We start from the raw sequence: 18,638 nt of genomic DNA, 5'->3' as shown, positions 1-18,638 counted from the left end.
CCTGAGGCTCAGGGGGCCGCCGCAGTCGTACGCGTGGGTCTATGCGTCTTCAGGCTCAGCTGAAGGAGTCGCCGCAGGCGCAGGAGCCCGTGGCGTTGGGGTTGTCGATCGTGAAGCCCTGCTTCTCGATGGTGTCGACGAAGTCGATGGAGGCGCCGCCCAGGTAGGGAGCGCTCATCCGGTCGGTGACGACCTTGACGCCGTCGAAGTCCTTGACGACGTCGCCGTCGAGCGTGCGCTCGTCGAAGAACAGCTGGTAGCGCAGGCCCGAGCAGCCGCCGGGCTGGACGGCGACGCGCAGCGCCAGGTCGTCCCGGCCCTCCTGCTCCAGCAGGCCCTTCACCTTGGCGGCGGCGGCGTCCGACAGGAGGATGCCGTCGTTCACGGTGGTGGTCTCGTCCGATACGGACATCTGCTTCTCTCCCGGGTTGTACGGAGACTGCTTGCCGACGGTTGCAACCGGCGGGGCCCCGGATTCATTCCGGGCCGAGCGCTTACGTCTTACCCCTTCATGCTCGCACATGGTTTCCCTTGGGGCACCGGTCCATGGACCGGCGAATGCGTCACATCGACACTATGGGCATCGTCAAACTGACGTGAAGCGGCTATGATAGATAACGTCAATTAGACGAAAAGTCGTCTGCAGAAGAGAAAGGGTAGGTGTCGTCGTGACCACCGCCCAGTCCCCCGTGGACCTCGACGTCCAGCCCACGCCCCTCGCGCTGCTGCTACTCGGCCGCGAGGCCGACCCGAAGAGCGAGCGCGGCGTCGAGTGCCCCGGTGACCTGCCGTCCCCCTCCGACCCGGACCTGGTGGAGCGCGCACGGGCCGCCAAGGAGAAGCTCGGCGACAAGGTCTTCGTCCTCGGCCACCACTACCAGCGCGACGAGGTCATCCAGTTCGCGGATGTGACCGGTGACTCCTTCAAGCTGGCACGCGACGCCGCCGCTCGGCCCGCCGCCGAGTACATCGTCTTCTGCGGTGTGCACTTCATGGCCGAGTCCGCGGACATCCTGACGACGGACGACCAGAAGGTCGTACTGCCCGACCTGGCCGCCGGCTGCTCGATGGCCGACATGGCCACCGCCGAGCAGGTCGCCGAGTGCTGGGACGTGCTGACCGAGGCCGGCGTCGCCGAGCAGGTGGTTCCCGTCTCGTACATGAACTCCTCGGCCGACATCAAGGCGTTCACCGGCAAGCACGGCGGCACCATCTGCACGTCGTCGAACGCCAAGCGCGCCCTGGAGTGGGCGTACGACCAGGGCGAGAAGGTGCTCTTCCTGCCCGACCAGCACCTGGGCCGCAACACCGCCGTGCGCGACATGGGCTTCTCGCTCGACGACTGCGTGCTCTACAACCCGCACAAGCCGAACGGCGGCCTGACCACCGAGCAGCTGCGCGACGCGAAGATGATCCTGTGGCGCGGGCACTGCTCCGTGCACGGCCGCTTCTCGCTGGAGTCGGTCGAGGACGTCCGCGCGCGGATACCGGGCGTGAACGTCCTGGTGCACCCGGAGTGCAAGCACGAGGTCGTGGCCGCCGCCGACTACGTGGGCTCCACGGAGCACATCATCAAGACCCTGGAGGCCGCGCCCGCCGGGTCGAAGTGGGCCATCGGGACCGAGCTGAATCTCGTACGCCGCCTGGCGAACCGTTTCGCCGCCGAGGGCAAGGAGATCGTCTTCCTCGACAAGACGGTCTGCTTCTGCTCGACCATGAACCGGATCGACCTGCCGCACCTGGTCTGGACACTGGAGTCGCTGGCCGAGGGCAACCTCGTCAACCAGATCGAGGTGGACCGGGAGACCGAGCAGTTCGCGAAGCTGGCGCTGGAGCGGATGCTGGCGCTGCCGTAACGGACGTACGGATTCCGTAGCCGACGCACGGCTTCCGTAGCCGACGTACGCAACGCGAAGGGGCGCCCCTCCGGCTGAGGGGCGCCCCTTCGCGTACCCGGCAGGCCGTCCCTCGCGTCACTCCACCCTTGGTCGTACCAGACCGGACTCGTAGGCGATGACGACCAGTTGGGCCCGGTCGCGTGCCCCGAGCTTCGCCATCGCCCGGTTCACATGGGTCTTCACGGTGAGCGGGCTGACTTCGAGGCGCTCGGCGATCTCGTCGTTCGAGTGGCCGCCGGCGACCTGTACGAGCACCTCCCGCTCCCGGGTGGTGAGCGCGTCGAGCCGCTCGGCCCGCGCCGGCGCGTCCCCGTCCGGACCGTCGCCCTGGGCAAGGAACTTGGCGATCAGTCCCTTGGTGGCCACCGGCGAGAGCAGTGCCTCGCCCGCCGCAGCGATGCGGATGGCGCCGAGGAGTTCGTCGGGCTCCGCGCCCTTGCCGAGGAACCCGGAGGCGCCCGCGCGCAGCGACTGCACCACGTACTCGTCGACCTCGAAGGTCGTCAGCATCACCACGCGTACGTGGGTCAGGGCCGGGTCGGCGCTGATCTCGCGGGTGGCGGCGAGACCGTCCGTGCCGGGCATGCGGATGTCCATCAGGACCACGTCGGCCCGCTCCGACCTGGCGAGCCGCACCGCCTCGGCGCCGTCGGACGCCTCGCCGACCACCTCCATGTCGGGCTCGGAGTCGACGAGCACCTTGAACGCGCTGCGCAGCAGCGCCTGGTCGTCGGCGAGCAGTACGCGGATCGTCACGCGGTCCCTCCCTTTGCCGTGGTGACGGGGGTGACGGGCAGGATCGCATGGACGCGGAAGCCGCCGCCGTAGCGGGGGCCCGCGGAGCAGCTGCCGCCGAGGGCCGTGACGCGTTCGCGCATGCCGAGCAGGCCGTGGCCGCCGCCGTCGGTGTTGTGCTTCTTCTCGCCGTCACCGCCCTTGCCGTGGCCGGGGCCGTCGTCGATGACGGTGACCTCGACGTTCGGGCCCACGCGGACGACGCTGACCTCGGCCTTGGCGTCGCGCCCCGCGTGCTTCTGTACGTTGGTGAGCGCCTCCTGGATGATCCTGAACGCGGCGAGGTCGACGGCCGCGGGCAGGTCGAGGCCGACCTGGCCGAGGGCGACCTCCACGGGCAGGCCGGCGTTGCGGAACGTCTCGACGAGCTCGTCGAGCCGGTGCAGGCCGGGGGCGGGTTCGGTGGGCGCCTCGGGGTCGCCGGTCTGCCGCAACAGGCCGACGGTGGCGCGGAGTTCGTTGAGCGCGGAGCGGCTGGCGTCGCGTACGTGCGAGAGGGCTTCCTTCGCCTGGTCGGGCCGCTTGTCCATGACGTGCGCGGCGACGCCCGCCTGCACGTTGACCAGGGCGATGTGGTGGGCGACCACGTCGTGCAGATCGCGGGCGATGCGCAGCCGCTCCTCGGCGACGCGGCGCCTGGCCTCTTCCTCCCGGGTGCGCTCGGCCCGCTCGGCGCGCTCCCTGATGGCGTCCACGAAGGCGCGGCGGCTGCGCACCGCGTCGCCCGCGGCGGCGGCCATGCCGGTCCAGGCGAAGATGCCGAGGTTCTCCTGGGCGTACCAGGGCAGCGGTCCCGAGAGCATCGCGACGCCGGTGAGGCCCGCCATGGTGACCAGGCCGATCCGCCAGGTCGTGGAGCGGTCGGTGGTGGCGGCCACGGTGAACAGCGCGATGACCGCGCACATCACGACGGGGGCGCGGGGATCGCCCGTGAGCAGCTCCGTGATGGAGGCGGCGCAGGTCACGGCGAGCACTGCCCAGGGGGCGCGGCGGCGGAAGACCAGCGCGAGGGCGCCGAGGGCCATCAGGAGCAGGCTGGGGGCGTCGGGGGTGCGGGTGCCCCAGGTGGGGCCGTGCTCTCCGTAGGGCTCGGCGAAGGAGCCGACCACCATGCAGACAAGGACGACGGTGGCCAGCGCCGCGTCCACTGCCAGCGGGTGCGTCCGGGCCCAGCAGCGGCCTTTACCTAGCGTGGTCACTTCCCGCTCTTCTGTGTGTCTCCCGCTGCGGGTCCGCCGCGCCTGTGGAGCCGCGCCTGTGGATCAGCCGGGGATCAGGCCGTCGTCGCTCAGCATCTGCCGGACCTCGTCGATCGTGGCGTCCGGGGCGGGAAGGATCAGTTCGGACGGTTCGAGGGCGTCGTCCGGGAGGGGTTCGCCGAGCTCCCGGACCTTGTCCAGGAGCGCGTGCAGGGTGCGACGGAAGCCGACGGAGTCGCCGCCCTCCATCTCCTCGAGCAGTTCGTCGTCCAGCTTGTTCAGCTCGGCGAAGTGGCTGTCGGCCAGCTTCACCTGCCCCTCCCCCATGATCCGTACGATCATGTCGCCCTCCTCGGCTCCTGCTCGCTCCTGCTCGCTCCTGCTCGCTACTGCTTGTCGAAGCGCGGGGTGTCCTGCGGCTGCTGCTGCGACTGCGGCTGGCCCTGGCCACCCTCGATCGCCTGCTGTCCGCTGCTGGAGCCCCCCGCGAGCTCCGCCTTCATGCGCTGCAGTTCCAGCTCTACATCAGTACCACCGGAGAGGCGATCCAGCTCGGACTGGATGTCGTCCTTGGCGAGGCCGGAGGAGTCGTCGAGGGCACCGGAGGCGAGCAGCTCGTCGATCGCGCCGGCCCGCGCCTGGAGCTGCGCGGTCTTGTCCTCGGCGCGCTGGATGGCCATGCCGACGTCGCCCATCTCCTCGGAGATGCCGGAGAAGGCCTCACCGATGCGGGTCTGCGCCTGGGCGGCGGTGTACGTGGCCTTGATCGTCTCCTTCTTCGTACGGAAGGCGTCGACCTTGGCCTGGAGTCGCTGCGCCGCGAGGGTGAGCTTCTCCTCCTCGCCCTGGAGCGTCTGGTGCTGCGTCTCCAGGTCGGTGACCTGCTGCTGGAGCGCGGCCCGCCGGGAGAGGGCTTCGCGGGCCAGGTCCTCACGGCCGAGGGCGAGGGCCTTGCGGCCCTGGTCCTCAAGGGTGGAGGACTGCTTGTTGAGCTGGGCCAGCTGCAGTTCGAGGCGCTTGCGGGAGGTCGCCACGTCGGCGACGCCGCGGCGGACCTTCTGCAGCAGCTCCAGCTGCTTCTGGTACGAGTAATCGAGGGTTTCGCGCGGGTCCTCGGCCCGGTCAAGGGCTTTGTTCGCCTTCGCGCGGAAGATCATCCCCATACGCTTCATGACACCGCTCATGGGCTTCGCGCGCCCCCTTCTGACGGACTTCCAGCTCCAGGTACTGCTCAGAACCCACAGTACGGGCCCTGCATCCATTACCGCACTGTTCGCGTGCGGATGCGCTCATCCCCAAGGACGACTGCGTACGACCCTGATCCGGCGTAAGGAGTAGGTGCACCCCCGAACCGGCTGGATACCGCCTGCTACGTCCCCTTAGGCACGTAAATCAAGACGCCCGGCGTTGCCGGATCGTTCCCCGTGCGGCTGGGGTCCATGCCGCCGCACCCCGTACCCTTGGATTTTGTGTTCCGTAGCCGATCCAAGGAAGAGAAGGCCCCGACCGCCCAGGCGCCGGTGACCGACTCCACGCAGCCCCGTGACCCGCAGGCCCCCAAGGGCCGCCCCACCCCCAAGCGCGCCATGGCGCAGTCGCAGCGCCGCAGCGTGACCAATACGCCGACGACGCGCAAGGAGGCGGCGAAGCGGCAGCGCGACGAGCGCCGCACCCAGATGGCGAAGCAGCGCGAGGCGCTGGCCAGCGGTGACGAGCGGTTCCTGCCCGCCCGTGACAAGGGCCCCGTGCGCAAGTTCGCGCGCGACTTCGTCGACTCGCGCTTCTGCATCGCGGAGTTCTTCCTGCCGCTCGCGGTGATCATCCTCGTCCTGAGCATGGTCCGCGTGCCCCAGTTGCAGAACGTCGCGCTGCTGCTCTGGCTCTTCGTGATCGTGCTGATCATCGCCGACTCCGTCGCCACCGCGTTCCGCCTCAAGAAGCGCCTGGCCGAGCGCTTCCCGAACGAGAACAGGAAGGGCGCCGTCGCCTACGCCCTGATGCGTACGCTCCAGATGCGCCGACTGAGGCTTCCCAAGCCGCAGGTCAAGCGCGGAGAGCGGCCCTGAGCGGAGTCACCGGCGGGGCCGCCGACCGGCCGGCGCAGCCGGGCGGTCTGCGCGACGCCGTACGCCAGGAGCTCGTGGCCCGGCAGCTCGACGAGCAGATAGCGGCGCGCTTCCCCGTGGGGCAGCGGCTGCGGGTGCTCGACGTCGGCATGGGCCGGGGCACGCAGGCGCTGCGGCTCGCCCGTGCCGGGCACAAGGTGACGGGGGTCGAGCAGGACCCCGCGATGATCGCCGCCGCGCGCGAGGCGCTCGCCGGGGAGCCCGAGGGCATCCAGGGGCGGGTGCGGCTCGTCCAGGGCGACGGCCACCAGACCGGCGTGCACTTCCTGCCGGGCAGCTTCGACGTGGTGCTCTGCCACGGCGTCCTGATGTACGCCGATGAGCCCGACGCCCTGCTGGCGGGTCTCGCCCGGATGCTGGCCCCCGGGGGGCTGCTCTCGCTCCTCGTGCGGAACGCGGACGCGCTGGCCATGCGGCCGGGGCTCGGCGGTGACTGGAGCGGGGCGATGGCCGCCTTCGACTCCGCCACGTACCGCGACGGGCTCGGCCTCGACGTGCGGGCCGACCGGCTCGACGCGCTGTCGGCGACGCTGGCGGGGATCGCCGCGCCGCTCCAGGTCTGGTACGGCGTACGAGTCTTCACGGACACCGTCCGTGACGAGGAACCGCTTCCCGCCGAGGGGGAGCTGGAGGCGCTGCTGACCGCCGAGGAACGGGCCGGGCGCACCGAGCCCTATCGGCGGGTCGCCGCGCTGCTGCATCTGTGCGGGGTGCGGGACTAAAGCCTCTGCGTAAGCGCGTAAACGCGTAAACGCGCGAGGGAGGCGGTGGCCGGGGTCCGGCCACCGCCTCCCTGCGTACCGGCTACCGGCTAGCCCTGTGCTTCCTCCTGCATGTGCAGGCTCATCGGGCCGTAGATCTCGCTCGCGTCCTCGAAGAGGGTCACCTGGTCGGCGCCGCCCTCGGCCAGCTCCTTCCAGTACTCACCGACCCAGGACTCGGCGTCGCCCTGCGTGGTGAACTCCTCGGGCTCCACGGCGGGCTGGACCTCCGTCCCGTCCGCCTTCTCGAACCGCCACGTCCATGCCGCCATGTCAGCCTCCCGAAGGTCCGTAGCGGTCTCGTGGGACCGCCTGAATCCGCTTGAAGCGTAGCCGGGCGCGCGGCGCCGGACCCGACGCGGGAGGATCTTCGTGTGGAACTGACTCTGCTCGGCACCGGCGCCCCCGAAGGGCTGCCCCTTCCCGGCTGCCCCTGCGCGGCCTGCGCGACCGCCCTCGGTGACGCGGCGCGCGCCGCCACCGCGCTCCTGGTGGACGGCGTCCTGCTGCTCGACCTCACTCCCGGCGCCGCCTTCGCGGCCGCCCGCGCGGGGCACTCGCTCGGCGGCGTGCGGCAGGTGCTGCTCTCCCATCCGCACGACGGGCCCGCCGTGGAGGTCCCGGCCGGCCTCCCGCGGCCCGTACGGGGCGCCGACGGGCGGGAGTTGACGCTCCTGACCGGCCACCGGGTGCGCACGGTGGCGCTGGACGCGCCCGGCTCCGGGTACGAGGTGACGGGGCCCGACGGGGAACGGCTGCTGTATCTGCCGCCGGGCGGCGCGCCCGCGGGGCTCGCCGACGGGAACGGCCTCGGCGAGACGAAGGACGGGCGCGGCGCGTACGAGATGGTCGTCGCCGATGTCCTCGGGCGTCCCGACGGGCTCGCCCGGCTGCGCGCGGCCGGGGCCGTGGCACCGACCACCGATGTGATCGCCGTCCACATCGGCCACGAGGTGCCCCAGGGCGGGGAGCTGACGCGCCGTCTCGCGGCCGTGGGCGCGCGGGCCGTGCCGGACGGGACGACGCTCGCCGTCGGCGCCTACGAGGACGTGCCGGACGTGCCGCGCCGCACCCTCGTCCTCGGCGGCGCCCGCTCGGGCAAGTCCGTGGAGGCCGAGCGGCGCCTGGAGGGCTTCCCCGACGTGCTGTACGTCGCGACGGGCGGGACCAGGAACGGCGACGCCGAGTGGGCGGACCGGGTGAGCCTGCACCGCGAGCGGCGCCCCGGTTCATGGCGGACCGCGGAGACCTGCGATCTGGTGCCGCTGCTCGCGCAGGACGGGCCGCCGCTGCTCATCGACTGCCTGTCGCTGTGGCTTACCCATGTGATGGACGAGGTGGGCGCGTGGGACGACGCCGAGTGGGCGGGCGGCGGCGAGCGGGCGCTGCGGGGGCGGGTCGCCGGGCTCGCGGACGCGGTGCGCGCCACCCGGCGCACGGTCGTCGCCGTCTCGAACGAGGTCGGCTCCGGCATCGTCCCGGCGACCGCGTCGGGCCGCCGCTACCGTGACGAACTGGGCCGCCTGAACGCGGCGTTCGCCGCCGAGTGCGAGCACGTCCTGCTCGTCGTGGCGGGCCAGGCGCTCCCGCTGCGCGGCTGACCCGGCGCTCTTGAGCACTTCGTACGTCAGTCGCCCTCGCCCCTGCGCGCGACGATCCGGTAGGTGTTGGAGAAGCCGGTACGGGTGAGCAGCGGGGCCAGCAGCCTGTCGAGGGCCTGGGCGAGGGTCAGCGCCGGCGCGCAGGCCCACCACCCGGCCCGGCGGAGCTTCAGCCGGAGCGGGGGCACGGGTCCGGCGCGCCAGGGGACGTCGGCCTTGGGCAGGCAGCGGTTGAGGACGAGCGCGAGCGCCCCGCCGAGGTCGGCGGGCACGTGGGCGGCGCGGCGCTCGATACCGACGACGGTGAAGCCTAGCTCCTCCAGCTCCTGGCGGAGGTTGGCGAGCGGGATGAAGTGCAGGTGGCGGGGCTGGGAGTACGAGAGCCACCACTTGCCGAGCAGTCGGGCGTAGCGGCAGCCGGGGTCCGGGGCCTCGATCATCAGGTGGCCGCCGGGGCGCAGCACGGTCTTCGCGGCTCTCAGCTCCGCGCGCGGATCGGCGCCGCGGCCCAGCTGGTGGAACATGCTCAGGGCGTCGTAGCGGCCGGCGAGGGAGTCGGCGAGCCCGGTGAGGGTGCCGCGATGGCCCTCCTCGACGCGGCCGCGGCGTACGGCGTCCTCGACGCCCCTGCCCGGGTCGAGCCCGTCGAAGGACGTGTAGGGCAGGACCTGCCTGGCCAGGGCCGGGAAGTACGCCCGCCCGGTGCCGACGTCCAGCCAGCACTCGGGCTCGTCGAACGCGCGCATGGCGCGGGCGCGGGCGAGGTGGCGCCTGTCGGTGGACCGGACGCCGGAGAGCTGGTGGTGGAAGTCCCGGTGGTAGAAGTCCAGGCCTTCGGAGGTGAGGCGGGGGTTCTGGAAGCAGTGGGCGCAGTCGCGGCAGCTGTCGAGCGTGAACGTCCCCGGCTTGTGCTGGACCAGGTCGGTGGTGCGCAGCCAGGCCCGCAGCCGCGGGGAGCCGCACCAGGGGCAGTCGGCGCGGCGGGGCTCGTGGAAGCGCCCGGTGCCCTGGGCCAGCGCGGCGAGATAGGCGGGTCGCCGTGCGGCGACCCGCTGGGAGACGTCCATGGTCGTGCTCCTGATGTGGGGGCTTTGGCACGATCGGTCCGGCAATGTCGATATGTGCCCCATGCGATACATGTCGTAACCGCCCGAGGACCGTTCGAACACCGGCGCCGCGCCTGCCGGTACTGTTCGGCGAATGAGCTCGCTGAATCTCGACGACTTCACCGACCTGATCGAGCGGCCCGACGGCGGGGTGCGCCGCGACGCCGAGGAGCGCAGGGAGCGGCAGACCGTGCCGCCCGGTGCCCTCGGCCGCCTCGACGAGCTGGGCGAGTGGCTGTCGGCGGCCCAGTCCTCGGTGCCGGTCCGGCCGGTCGAGCGGCCGCGCGTGGTGCTGTTCGCGGGCGACCACGGGGTCTCCGAGCTGGGCGTCTCGGCGCGGCCCGCGGGCGGCGCCGCCGATCTCGTCCGCTCCGTACTGGCCGGTGAGAGCCCCGTGGCCGTGCTCGCCCGCCGCCTCGACGTGCCCGTACGCGTCATCGACATGGCGCTCGACTGCGATCCGGCCGAGCTGCCCGCCGGGGTCGCCGGGCACCGGGTGCGGCGCGGCTCCGGACGTATCGACATCGAGGACGCGCTCAGTGCCGAGGAGGCCGAGCGGGCGGTGCGGGCGGGCATGGCCGTCGCCGACGAGGAGGCGGACTCCGGCACCGATCTGGTCGTGCTCGGCGATGTGAGCGTGGGCGGCACGACGCCCGCGGCGACGCTGATCGCCGCGCTCTGCGGCACCGACGCGTCCGTGGTGACCGGGCGGGGCGGCGAGGCCATCGACGACCTGGCGTGGATGCGCAAGTGCGCGGCGGTGCGGGACGCGCTGCGGCGGGCCCGGCCCGTGCTCGGCGACCAGCTTGAGCTGCTCCAGGCGGTCGGCGGCGCCGATCTGGCCGCGATGACCGGCTTCCTGCTGCAGTGCGCGGTGCGGCGTACGCCGGTGATCCTCGACGGCGTCGTGGCGTCGGCGGCGGCGCTGGTGGCCCAGCGGGTCGCCTTCCGGGCGCCGGACTGGTGGCTGGCGGGGCACGACAGCGGGGAGCCGGCGCAGGCCAAGGCGCTGGACCGGATGGCCCTTGAACCGCTTCTGAACCACGGCGTGAAGGTCGGCGAGGGCGCCGGGGCGCTGCTGGCGCTGCCGCTCGTACGGGCCGCCGCGGCGCTGTCGGCGGAGCTGCCCGAGCGGGCCGCCGCCGCGGAGGACGAAGCGGGGGACAGAGCGGCGGGTGACGCGGAGGCCGGCACGGACGGAGAAGCGGAGTCCGCGGTACCGCACGCCGAGTAGGCACCCGGCGGCGCGGGCCGACGGCGTCGATCTTGCCCATATGATCCCTTTTCATGGGAGATGAGCAGATCGTCGCCGGACGACAGAGACCACGCACCGTCACACAGCGCCGCGCCGCGGGTTTCACCGTCTGGTATCTCCGCGCCGTCACGTTCATCAACTTCCTCAGCGCTGTCTGGGTCTCCCTCGGACAGGACGTGCGGCAGCACAACACGGAGAACTACTTCACCCCGTACCTGCTGACCGCCGGCTTCGCCTCCGGGGCGTTCACCCTCTTCCTGGCGATCACCATGCGGCGCCGCAAACGCGCCGCGTGGATCCTCAACCTCGTCCTCAGCGGGCTCTTCCTGCTGCTCTTCGCCTTCGCCATGGTCTTCCCGGAGATCCGCGGATACGCGCAGAACTGGATCTCCCTCGTCCTGACCGCCGCCTTCGTCGCGGCGCTGGTCGTCGGGCGCCGCGAGTTCTACGCCAAGGGCGACCGCTCCAACCCGAAGCTGGCGTCGGCCGTCGCGGTCGGCGGGCTCCTGGTGACCTCGCTGATCGCGGCGCTGCTCGTCACCGTCACCAACCGCGCCGACGACGACTACCGTTCGACCTTCCTCGACCGCTGGCGCTACGGCACCATGCGCCTGGTCTCGCTCGCCGCCGACGACAGGCGCTTCGAGGGCATCACCACGCCCGGCTGGGTCAACGTCGCCATCAACGTCCTGAGCGCGCTGCTGCTCTGCGCCGTCCTGTACGCGGCGTTCCGCTCCCGCAGGGCCGTCGACCCGCTCACCGAGGAGGACGAGGAGCGGCTGCGCGCGCTCCTCGACCAGCACGGCGAGCGTGACTCGCTCGGCTACTTCGCGCTGCGCCGCGAGAAGAGCGTCGTATGGTCGCCGACCGGCAAGGCCGCGGTCGTCTACCGCGTCGTCAGCGGGGTCTCACTGGCCTCCGGCGACCCGATCGGTGACCCGGAGGCCTGGCCCGGGGCGATCGAGCCCTGGCTCGCCGAGGCCCGCGAGCACGGCTGGCTCCCCGCCGTGATGGGCGCGAGCGAGGAGGCCGGCACGATCTACGCCCGGCACGGCCTCGACGCCCTGGAACTGGGCGACGAGGCCATCGTGGAGGTCGCCGCCCGAGGCGGAGCCTCTCAAGAGCACTTCACCCTTCAGGGGCGGGCCATGCGCACCGTCCGCCAGGCGTACAACCGCGTGAAGCGCGCCGGGTACACCGTCCGCATCCGCCGCCACGAGGACATCCCCGCCGACGAGATGGCGTACCTCCTCGAACGCGCCGACGACTGGCGCGACGGCGCGACCGAGCGCGGCTTCTCCATGGCGCTCGGACGGCTCGGCGACCCCGCGGACGGACGGTGCGTGATGCTGGAGTGCACGGACGGCGACGGGGAGCTGCGGGCGGTGCTCTCCTTCGTGCCGTGGGGGCCGCGCGGGCTCTCCCTGGACCTGATGCGGCGGGACCGCGACTCCGAGAACGGCCTGATGGAGTTCATGGTCATCGAACTCCTCCAGCGCGCCCCCGAGATCCAGATCACTCAGGTATCGCTCAACTTCGCGATGTTCCGTTCGGTCTTCGAACGTGGCTCGCGGCTCGGCGCGGGTCCGGTCCTTCGCCTGTGGCGGTCGCTGCTCAGCTTCTTCTCCCGGTGGTGGCAGATCGAGTCCCTCTACCGGGCCAACGCGAAGTACCGGCCGATCTGGGAGCCCCGCTTCCTCCTCTTCGAGAAGAGCGGTCACCTGCCACGCATCGGCATCGCCGCGGCCCGCGCGGAGGGCTTCCTGGAAGCGCCGGGCCTGCCGAAGTGGCTGCACCGCAAACATCTGGAGTCGAGACGATGAGCACCCTGGCCCGCCGCGCCCGCGCCGAGTGGAGACCGCTGTTCTCCGCCGTGCGGGACGGGCTCCTCGCCCGGCGGTGGCGGGCCGCGCCCATGACACTGGCGGCGGTCTGCCTCACCGCGTGCTTCCAGTACGTCCAGAACCAGCCCTGGGGCTACCAGTTCGTACAGGACATCGGCTCCGTACGCGCCGAGGAACCGCTCTGGCTCGCGCTGCTGCGCACCCCGCTCTCCCTCTTCGTACCCGCCCTGGACCTGCCGGTGTGGGGCGCGCTCGCGCAGCTCCTGATCGTCTTCGGGATCGCCGAGATCTGCCTCGGCTGGTGGCGCACGCTCCTCATCGGCTACGTGGCCACGCTCGCCGGCACGCTCTACGCGCGCGTGGGCATCGAGCTGGGCCCCGGCCATCCCCTCGGGCTGCCCGCCTCCGACGCGCGGGTCGTCGACACGGGCCCGTCGGCCGCCGTCGTCGGCCTCGCCGTGTACGTGTGCTGGCGCCACCGGGCGTACTTCACCGCGGCCTTGGTCACCGTCCTGATGGTCGTCGAGGTGGCCGTCAAGAACAACCTCGCGGGCAAGGAGCACCTGGCGGCGATCGCGGCCGTGCTCGTGCTCTGCGCGGCCTCGGCGTCGCGTCACCGTCGCCGTCGCCGGGGCGGCGGTGTGCGCTCCGGTTCCGACGTGCGCCCGGAGTCGGGCGAGAAGCCGCCGATCCAGTCCTGAAGCCTGCGGCGGGGACCCGACCAGCGACGGTCGTGCCGGCCCGTCGAGCGGCAGAACCGCGCCCTGCTCGCGCTGAACGCCGTCGTCAACTGCGGCTTCACCCTGAGCGCGCCCACCGCCTCCACACTCTTGCGGCCCTGCTCGCTCCAGTGGTGGACGTGCACCTACCCCGAACTGATGTTCCGGAACGGCCCCTTGCCCGCCCGGATGAGCCGCGCGATGGTCCGGGTGACCAGGAACGCCCCCGCGAAGGAGAGCAGCGCGAGCAGCGGCCCGAAGAGTGATCCGCAGGGCGGACATCCTGCCGGGGTAGCCTTCCGCGGTGTCCAGAACCTCCCCCGCCGACGGCATACGTTTCGCCTTCGGCACCCTCACCGCGCTCCCCGTCCGAGTCACGAAGTGGGACCGCGCCGCGGCCCGCGCGGGCATGCAGTGGGCGCCCCTGGCCGGGCTGTCCGTCGGCCTCGTCGCCGCGGGGCTCGGCGGCCTGCTGACGCTCCTCGGCGCCGGGCCCCTCCTCACCGCCACCGCCACCGCCGCGGCCCCCGCCGCGCTCACCCGCGGCCTGCACCTGGACGGCCTCGCGGACACCGCCGACGGCCTCGGCAGCGCCAGGCCCGCCGACGACGCGCTGCGCGTCATGAAGCAGTCCGACATCGGCCCCTTCGGCGTCATCACCCTGCTCTTCGTCCTGCTCGCCCAGGTCGCCGTGCTGTACCAGCTGTACGAGAGGTCGTGGGCACACGGCGCCGTCGCCGCCGTCGTCTCGGCCACCGCCGCCCGCCTCGCCCTCACCCTGGCCGCCCGCGCCGGAGTGCCGCCCGCCCGCCCCGAGGGGCTCGGCGCCGCCGTCGCCGGGGTCGTGCCGCGCGGCCGTGCCCTGCTGGTCACGGCGGTCGTCGTGTGCGGGGCGGCGGCAGTGGGCGCGCCGCTCGGGACGTACGACATGGCGCGGGCAGCGGCGGCCGTCGTCCTCGCGCTCGGCGCCGCCGAACTGCTGCTCCGGCACTGCGTACGACGGTTCGGCGGGGTCACCGGGGACGTCTTCGGCGGCCTCGCGGAGACGGCGGCGACCGCCGCTCTCGTGGTGCTCGCGCTCGGCTGACGCACGGCCCCGCCGAAACCCCGGCGTTCGCGACATCCCATCGAACACACTCAGTGAGGCGCACCGCAGCGTTCACGGGCGTAGGCTCGCGACGGGCTCACCACCCCACAGCCCGTCGAAACCCAACCGAAAGAGGACCTCACCACCGTGACTGCTCTGACTCTCAGCACCGCCGCCGCGTCCGGCCTGCGTGCCGACGCGATCGTCGTCGGTGTCGCGAAGGGCTCTGGCTCCAAGGGGGCTCTGGTCGTCGCGCCCGGCGCCGAGTCCGTGGACAAGGCGTACGACGGCAGGCTCGCGTCCGTCCTGGAGACCCTCGGCGCCTCGGGCGGCGAGGGCGAGGTGACCAAGCTGCCCGCGCCCTCCGGTTTCAAGGCGCCGGTCGTCGTCGCGGTCGGCCTCGGCGAGGTCCCGGAGAAGGACGAGACGTACGGCACGGACGCGCTGCGCCGCGCCGCGGGTGTCGCCGCGCGCGCCCTGACCGGCTCGAAGAAGGCCGCGTTCGCGCTGCCCGTCGAGGACGCGGACGACATCTGCGCCCTCGCCGAGGGCGCGCTGCTCGGCGCGTACTCCTTCGTCGCGTACAAGGACCAGGGCGACGCCGACGCCAAGGGCGGGAAGAAGAACGGCAAGGACGCCAAGGCGCCGCTCGCCGAGGTCGCCCTGCTCGGCGGCAAGCCCCGCGACAAGGCGTACAAGGCCGCGCTGGAACGCGCCACCGCCGTGGCCGAAGAGCTGAACCGCGCCCGCGACCTCGTCAACACCCCGCCGAACGACCTCGACCCCGAGGCCTTCGCGGCGGTCGCCACCGCGGCCGCCAAGGAGCACGGCATCAAGATCCAGGTGCTCGACGAGAAGGCGCTCTCCAAGGGCGGCTTCGGCGGCATCCTCGGCGTCGGCGCGGGCTCCGACGCCCCGCCGCGCCTGGTGAAGCTCTCGTACACGCACTCCAAGGCCAAGAAGCACCTCGCCTTCGTCGGCAAGGGCATCACGTACGACTCGGGCGGCATCTCGCTGAAGCCCGCCGGTCACAACGAGACCATGAAGTGCGACATGGCCGGCGCCGCGGCCGTCTTCGCCGCCGTCGTCGCCGCCGCGCGCCTGGGCCTCGAAGTGAACGTCACCGGCTGGCTGGCGCTCGCCGAGAACATGCCGTCCGGCTCCGCCACCCGCCCCGGCGACGTCCTGCGCATGTACAGCGGAAAGACCGTCGAGGTCCTGAACACCGACGCCGAGGGCCGCCTGGTCCTGGCCGACGCGATCGCCAAGGCCTCCGAGGACGGGCCCGACGCGATCGTCGACGTGGCGACCCTGACCGGCGCCATGATGGTGGCGCTCGGCAACCGCACCTTCGGCATCATGGCCAACGACGACGCGTTCCGTACGTCGATCCACGAGATCGCCGAGGAGGTCGGCGAGCCGTCCTGGCCGATGCCGCTCCCCGCCGACCTGCGCAAGGGCATGGACTCCGCCACCGCCGACATCGCCAACATGGGCGAGCGCATGGGCGGCGGCCTGGTGGCCGGCCTCTTCCTGAAGGAGTTCGTCGGCGAGGGCATCACCTGGGCCCACCTGGACGTCGCGGGCCCCGCCTTCCACGAGGGCGCGCCGTTCGGCTACACCCCCAAGGGCGGCACCGGCAGCGCCGTGCGCACCCTGGTCCGTCTCGCCGAGCGCACCGCCGCGGGCGACCTGGGCTGATCCGCGTACACCGCTTCGGGGCTCCGGACGATCCCACGTCCGGAGCCCCGTACGTTGCCGCGCGCGTCCGGAGCCGTCCGGTTTCGCCCTCGACGAAATCCGTACGTTCGTATGCGGTAGAACCGCTGGAGACGGTCCATGAGACGTCTCACAGCCTGGCCCGGCGTCCCGTCTCCCGTCGACAAGTGCGAAGATGGGTTCTCGGCAGGACAGGGCCCCCACCAAAGGGCCGAAACAAGAGCGGCCGAATACCAGCCGACCGACCGGTCGTCCCCCGCGCAAAGGGGTCCGGCGTACGGCGCACATGCATGGAGGACGTGACGTGGCGAACGACGCCAGCACCGTTTTCGACCTAGTGATCCTCGGCGGCGGTAGCGGCGGTTACGCCGCGGCCCTGCGCGGAGCGCAGCTGGGCCTGGACGTCGCCCTGATCGAGAAGAACAAGCTCGGCGGCACCTGCCTGCACAACGGCTGCATCCCCACGAAGGCGCTGCTGCACGCCGGCGAGATCGCCGACCAGGCGCGCGAGGCCGACCAGTTCGGCGTGAAGGCCACCTTCGAGGGCATCGACATGGCGGCCGTCCACAAGTACAAGGACGACGTGATCTCCGGCCTCTACAAGGGCCTCCAGGGACTCGTCGCCTCCCGCAAGGTGACGTACATCGAGGGCGAGGGCAAGCTCTCTTCCCCGACCTCGGTGGATGTGAACGGTCAGCGCGTCCAGGGCCGCCACGTGCTCCTCGCGACCGGCTCCGTGCCGAAGTCGCTGCCGGGCCTGGAGATCGACGGCAACCGCGTCATCTCCTCGGACCACGGCCTGACCCTGGACCGCGTGCCGAAGTCCGCGATCATCCTGGGCGGCGGCGTCATCGGCGTCGAGTTCGCCTCGGCGTGGAAGTCGTTCGGGGCCGACGTCACGGTCATCGAGGGCCTCAAGCACCTCGTGCCCGTCGAGGACGAGAACAGCTCCAAGCTCCTTGAGCGCGCGTTCCGCAAGCGCGGCATCAAGTTCAACCTCGGCACGTTCTTCGAGAAGGCCGAGTACACGCAGGACGGCGTCCGCGTGACCCTCGCCGACGGCAAGACCTTCGAGGCCGAGGTCCTCCTGGTCGCCATCGGCCGCGGCCCGGTCTCGGCCGGTCTCGGCTACGAGGAGCAGGGCCTCGCCATGGACCGCGGCTACGTCCTGGTCGACGAGTACATGCAGACCAACGTCCCGACCGTCTCGGCCGTGGGCGACCTGGTGCCGACCCTCCAGCTCGCGCACGTCGGCTTCGCCGAGGGCATGCTGGTGGCGGAGCGCCTGGCCGGTCTCAAGACCGTCCCGGTCGACTACGACGGCGTGCCCCGGGTGACGTACTGCCACCCCGAGGTCGCCTCCGTGGGCATCACCGAGGCCAAGGCCAAGGAGATCTACGGCGCGGACAAGGTCGTCGCCCTCAAGTACAACCTCGCGGGCAACGGCAAGAGCAAGATCCTCAAGACCGCGGGCGAGATCAAGCTCGTCCAGGTCAAGGACGGTGCCGTGGTCGGCGTCCACATGGTCGGCGACCGCATGGGCGAGCAGGTCGGCGAAGCCCAGCTGATCTACAACTGGGAGGCGCTGCCGGCCGAGGTCGCCCAGCTCATCCACGCCCACCCGACGCAGAACGAAGCGCTCGGCGAGGCCCACCTGGCCCTGGCGGGCAAGCCGCTGCACTCCCACGACTGACCCTTCAGTTTCGGGCGCGACGACCTAGACTTCCTTCCCTGGGCTCTCGACTTCGCTCGAGCAGGGGAGGCCCCAATTTTTCGTAAGGAGCAACTGAAACCATGGCGGTTTCCGTATCCCTTCCGGCGCTCGGCGAGAGCGTCACCGAGGGCACTGTCACCCGTTGGCTGAAGGCCGAAGGCGAGCGCGTCGAGGCCGACGAGCCGCTGCTCGAGGTCTCGACCGACAAGGTCGACACCGAGATCCCCTCCCCGGCCGCCGGCATCCTGGCCTCCATCAAGGTCGCCGAGGACGAGACCGTCGAGGTCGGCGCCGAGCTGGCCGTCATCGACGACGGCTCCGGCGCCCCCGCCGAGGCCCCGGCCCCGGCCGCCGCCGAGGCCCCCGCCGAGGCCCCCGCCGCCCCCGCTGCCGAGGCCCCCGCGGCTCCGGCCCCCGAGGCTCCCGCCGCTCCGGCCGCGCCGTCCGGTGGCGCCGCCGAGGGCACCGCGGTCACGCTGCCCGCGCTCGGTGAGTCCGTCACCGAGGGCACCGTCACCCGTTGGCTGAAGGAGGTCGGCGAGGAGGTCGCGGCCGACGAGCCCCTCCTCGAGGTCTCGACGGACAAGGTCGACACCGAGATCCCCTCGCCGGTCGCGGGCGTACTGCTCGAGATCGTCGTCGGCGAGGACGAGACCGCCGAGGTCGGCGCCAAGCTCGCCGTCGTCGGTGCGCCGGGTGCCGCTCCCGCGGCTGCCGCTCCGGCCGCCCCGGCCCCCGCGGCCGAGGCTCCGGCTCCGGCCCAGCCCGCGGCCCCGGCCCAGCCCGCCGCTCCGGCGGCCCCCGCTGCTCCGGC

At 72.1% G+C, this 18,638-nt stretch carries 18 protein-coding genes; 11 read left to right on the top strand and 7 right to left on the bottom strand.

Features of this window, described 5'->3' with window-relative positions; all coding sequences use genetic code 11:
• Positions 1–55 precede the first annotated feature (55 nt).
• Positions 56–412 (bottom strand): HesB/IscA family protein, encoded by a 357-nt coding sequence (locus ACWDZ7_RS10345; protein ID WP_451796269.1) that lies wholly within the window; start codon positions 410–412, stop codon positions 56–58.
• A gap of 256 nt (positions 413–668) precedes the next feature.
• Here ACWDZ7_RS10345 and nadA point away from each other — a divergent pair, with 256 nt between their 5' ends.
• Positions 669–1,856 carry a quinolinate synthase NadA gene (gene nadA / locus ACWDZ7_RS10340; protein ID WP_451796268.1) on the top strand — a complete coding sequence of 396 codons (1,188 nt, stop codon included), beginning with the start codon at positions 669–671 and terminating at the stop codon, positions 1,854–1,856.
• Between the two features lie 117 nt (positions 1,857–1,973).
• On the opposite strand, the gene ACWDZ7_RS10335 is transcribed toward nadA, so the two are convergent.
• The 4 genes from ACWDZ7_RS10335 to ACWDZ7_RS10320 all read right to left on the bottom strand — a co-directional run bounded on the left by ACWDZ7_RS10335 (position 1,974) and on the right by ACWDZ7_RS10320 (position 5,076).
• Entirely contained in the window at positions 1,974–2,654 is a 681-nt protein-coding gene (locus ACWDZ7_RS10335; protein ID WP_451796267.1) for a response regulator, read from the bottom strand.
• Positions 2,651–3,892: a sensor histidine kinase gene (locus ACWDZ7_RS10330; protein ID WP_451796266.1), complete on the bottom strand. Its 1,242-nt coding sequence runs from the start codon at positions 3,890–3,892 to the stop codon at positions 2,651–2,653. Before ACWDZ7_RS10330 ends, ACWDZ7_RS10335 begins: the two co-directional genes overlap by 4 nt.
• 63 nt (positions 3,893–3,955) lie before the next feature.
• Positions 3,956–4,234 carry a PspA-associated protein PspAA gene (gene pspAA / locus ACWDZ7_RS10325; RefSeq protein ID WP_451518997.1) on the bottom strand — a complete coding sequence of 93 codons (279 nt, stop codon included), beginning with the start codon at positions 4,232–4,234 and terminating at the stop codon, positions 3,956–3,958.
• Positions 4,235–4,278: 44 nt separating this feature from the next.
• Positions 4,279–5,076 (bottom strand): PspA/IM30 family protein, encoded by a 798-nt coding sequence (locus ACWDZ7_RS10320; RefSeq protein WP_451796265.1) that lies wholly within the window; start codon positions 5,074–5,076, stop codon positions 4,279–4,281.
• 255 nt (positions 5,077–5,331) lie between these two features.
• Here ACWDZ7_RS10320 and ACWDZ7_RS10315 point away from each other — a divergent pair, with 255 nt between their 5' ends.
• Positions 5,332–5,958, top strand: coding sequence for a DUF3043 domain-containing protein (locus tag ACWDZ7_RS10315; RefSeq protein ID WP_451796264.1), 627 nt, complete (start codon positions 5,332–5,334; stop codon positions 5,956–5,958).
• 47 nt (positions 5,959–6,005) lie between these two features.
• On the top strand, positions 6,006–6,740 hold the full coding sequence (locus ACWDZ7_RS10310; RefSeq protein ID WP_451796519.1) for a class I SAM-dependent methyltransferase: 735 nt from the start codon (positions 6,006–6,008) through the stop codon (positions 6,738–6,740).
• A gap of 89 nt (positions 6,741–6,829) precedes the next feature.
• Here the strand turns inward: ACWDZ7_RS10310 and ACWDZ7_RS10305 are convergent, their stop codons facing one another.
• The gene (locus tag ACWDZ7_RS10305) at positions 6,830–7,051 is read right to left on the bottom strand and encodes a hypothetical protein (RefSeq protein ID WP_451796263.1); all 222 of its coding nucleotides are present in this window, start codon (positions 7,049–7,051) and stop codon (positions 6,830–6,832) included.
• Between the two features lie 102 nt (positions 7,052–7,153).
• On the opposite strand from ACWDZ7_RS10305, the gene ACWDZ7_RS10300 reads away from it, so the two are divergent.
• Positions 7,154–8,380: a bifunctional adenosylcobinamide kinase/adenosylcobinamide-phosphate guanylyltransferase gene (locus ACWDZ7_RS10300; RefSeq protein ID WP_451796262.1), complete on the top strand. Its 1,227-nt coding sequence runs from the start codon at positions 7,154–7,156 to the stop codon at positions 8,378–8,380.
• Between the two features lie 26 nt (positions 8,381–8,406).
• On the opposite strand, the gene ACWDZ7_RS10295 is transcribed toward ACWDZ7_RS10300, so the two are convergent.
• The gene (locus ACWDZ7_RS10295; RefSeq protein WP_451796261.1) at positions 8,407–9,447 is read right to left on the bottom strand and encodes a class I SAM-dependent methyltransferase; all 1,041 of its coding nucleotides are present in this window, start codon (positions 9,445–9,447) and stop codon (positions 8,407–8,409) included.
• A 133-nt stretch (positions 9,448–9,580) separates the two neighbouring features.
• On the opposite strand from ACWDZ7_RS10295, the gene cobT reads away from it, so the two are divergent.
• From cobT to ACWDZ7_RS10260, 7 genes are all read left to right on the top strand, one after another.
• Entirely contained in the window at positions 9,581–10,720 is a 1,140-nt protein-coding gene (gene cobT, locus ACWDZ7_RS10290) for a nicotinate-nucleotide--dimethylbenzimidazole phosphoribosyltransferase (protein WP_451796260.1), read from the top strand.
• Positions 10,721–10,773: 53 nt separating this feature from the next.
• The gene (locus tag ACWDZ7_RS10285) at positions 10,774–12,564 is read left to right on the top strand and encodes a phosphatidylglycerol lysyltransferase domain-containing protein (RefSeq protein WP_451796259.1); all 1,791 of its coding nucleotides are present in this window, start codon (positions 10,774–10,776) and stop codon (positions 12,562–12,564) included.
• Positions 12,561–13,286 carry a hypothetical protein gene (locus ACWDZ7_RS10280; RefSeq protein WP_451796258.1) on the top strand — a complete coding sequence of 242 codons (726 nt, stop codon included), beginning with the start codon at positions 12,561–12,563 and terminating at the stop codon, positions 13,284–13,286. The genes ACWDZ7_RS10285 and ACWDZ7_RS10280 overlap by 4 nt, the downstream gene beginning before the upstream one ends.
• A 322-nt stretch (positions 13,287–13,608) precedes the next feature.
• Positions 13,609–14,391 carry an adenosylcobinamide-GDP ribazoletransferase gene (locus tag ACWDZ7_RS10275; protein ID WP_451796257.1) on the top strand — a complete coding sequence of 261 codons (783 nt, stop codon included), beginning with the start codon at positions 13,609–13,611 and terminating at the stop codon, positions 14,389–14,391.
• Positions 14,392–14,538: 147 nt separating this feature from the next.
• A complete protein-coding gene (locus ACWDZ7_RS10270) occupies positions 14,539–16,092 on the top strand; it encodes a leucyl aminopeptidase (RefSeq protein WP_451796256.1) in 1,554 nt (517 codons plus the stop codon).
• A gap of 322 nt (positions 16,093–16,414) precedes the next feature.
• Complete coding sequence (lpdA, locus tag ACWDZ7_RS10265) at positions 16,415–17,803, top strand: dihydrolipoyl dehydrogenase (protein WP_451796255.1); 1,389 nt, start codon at positions 16,415–16,417, stop codon at positions 17,801–17,803.
• A gap of 101 nt (positions 17,804–17,904) precedes the next feature.
• The coding region (locus ACWDZ7_RS10260) for a biotin/lipoyl-containing protein (protein ID WP_451796254.1) at positions 17,905–18,638 on the top strand (734 nt) is incomplete at its 3' end.

The organism is Streptomyces sp. NPDC003032, assembly GCF_053591415.1.
The sequence above is the reverse complement of the archived record's forward strand: the minus strand, read 5'-3'. Positions and strand labels throughout refer to the sequence as shown.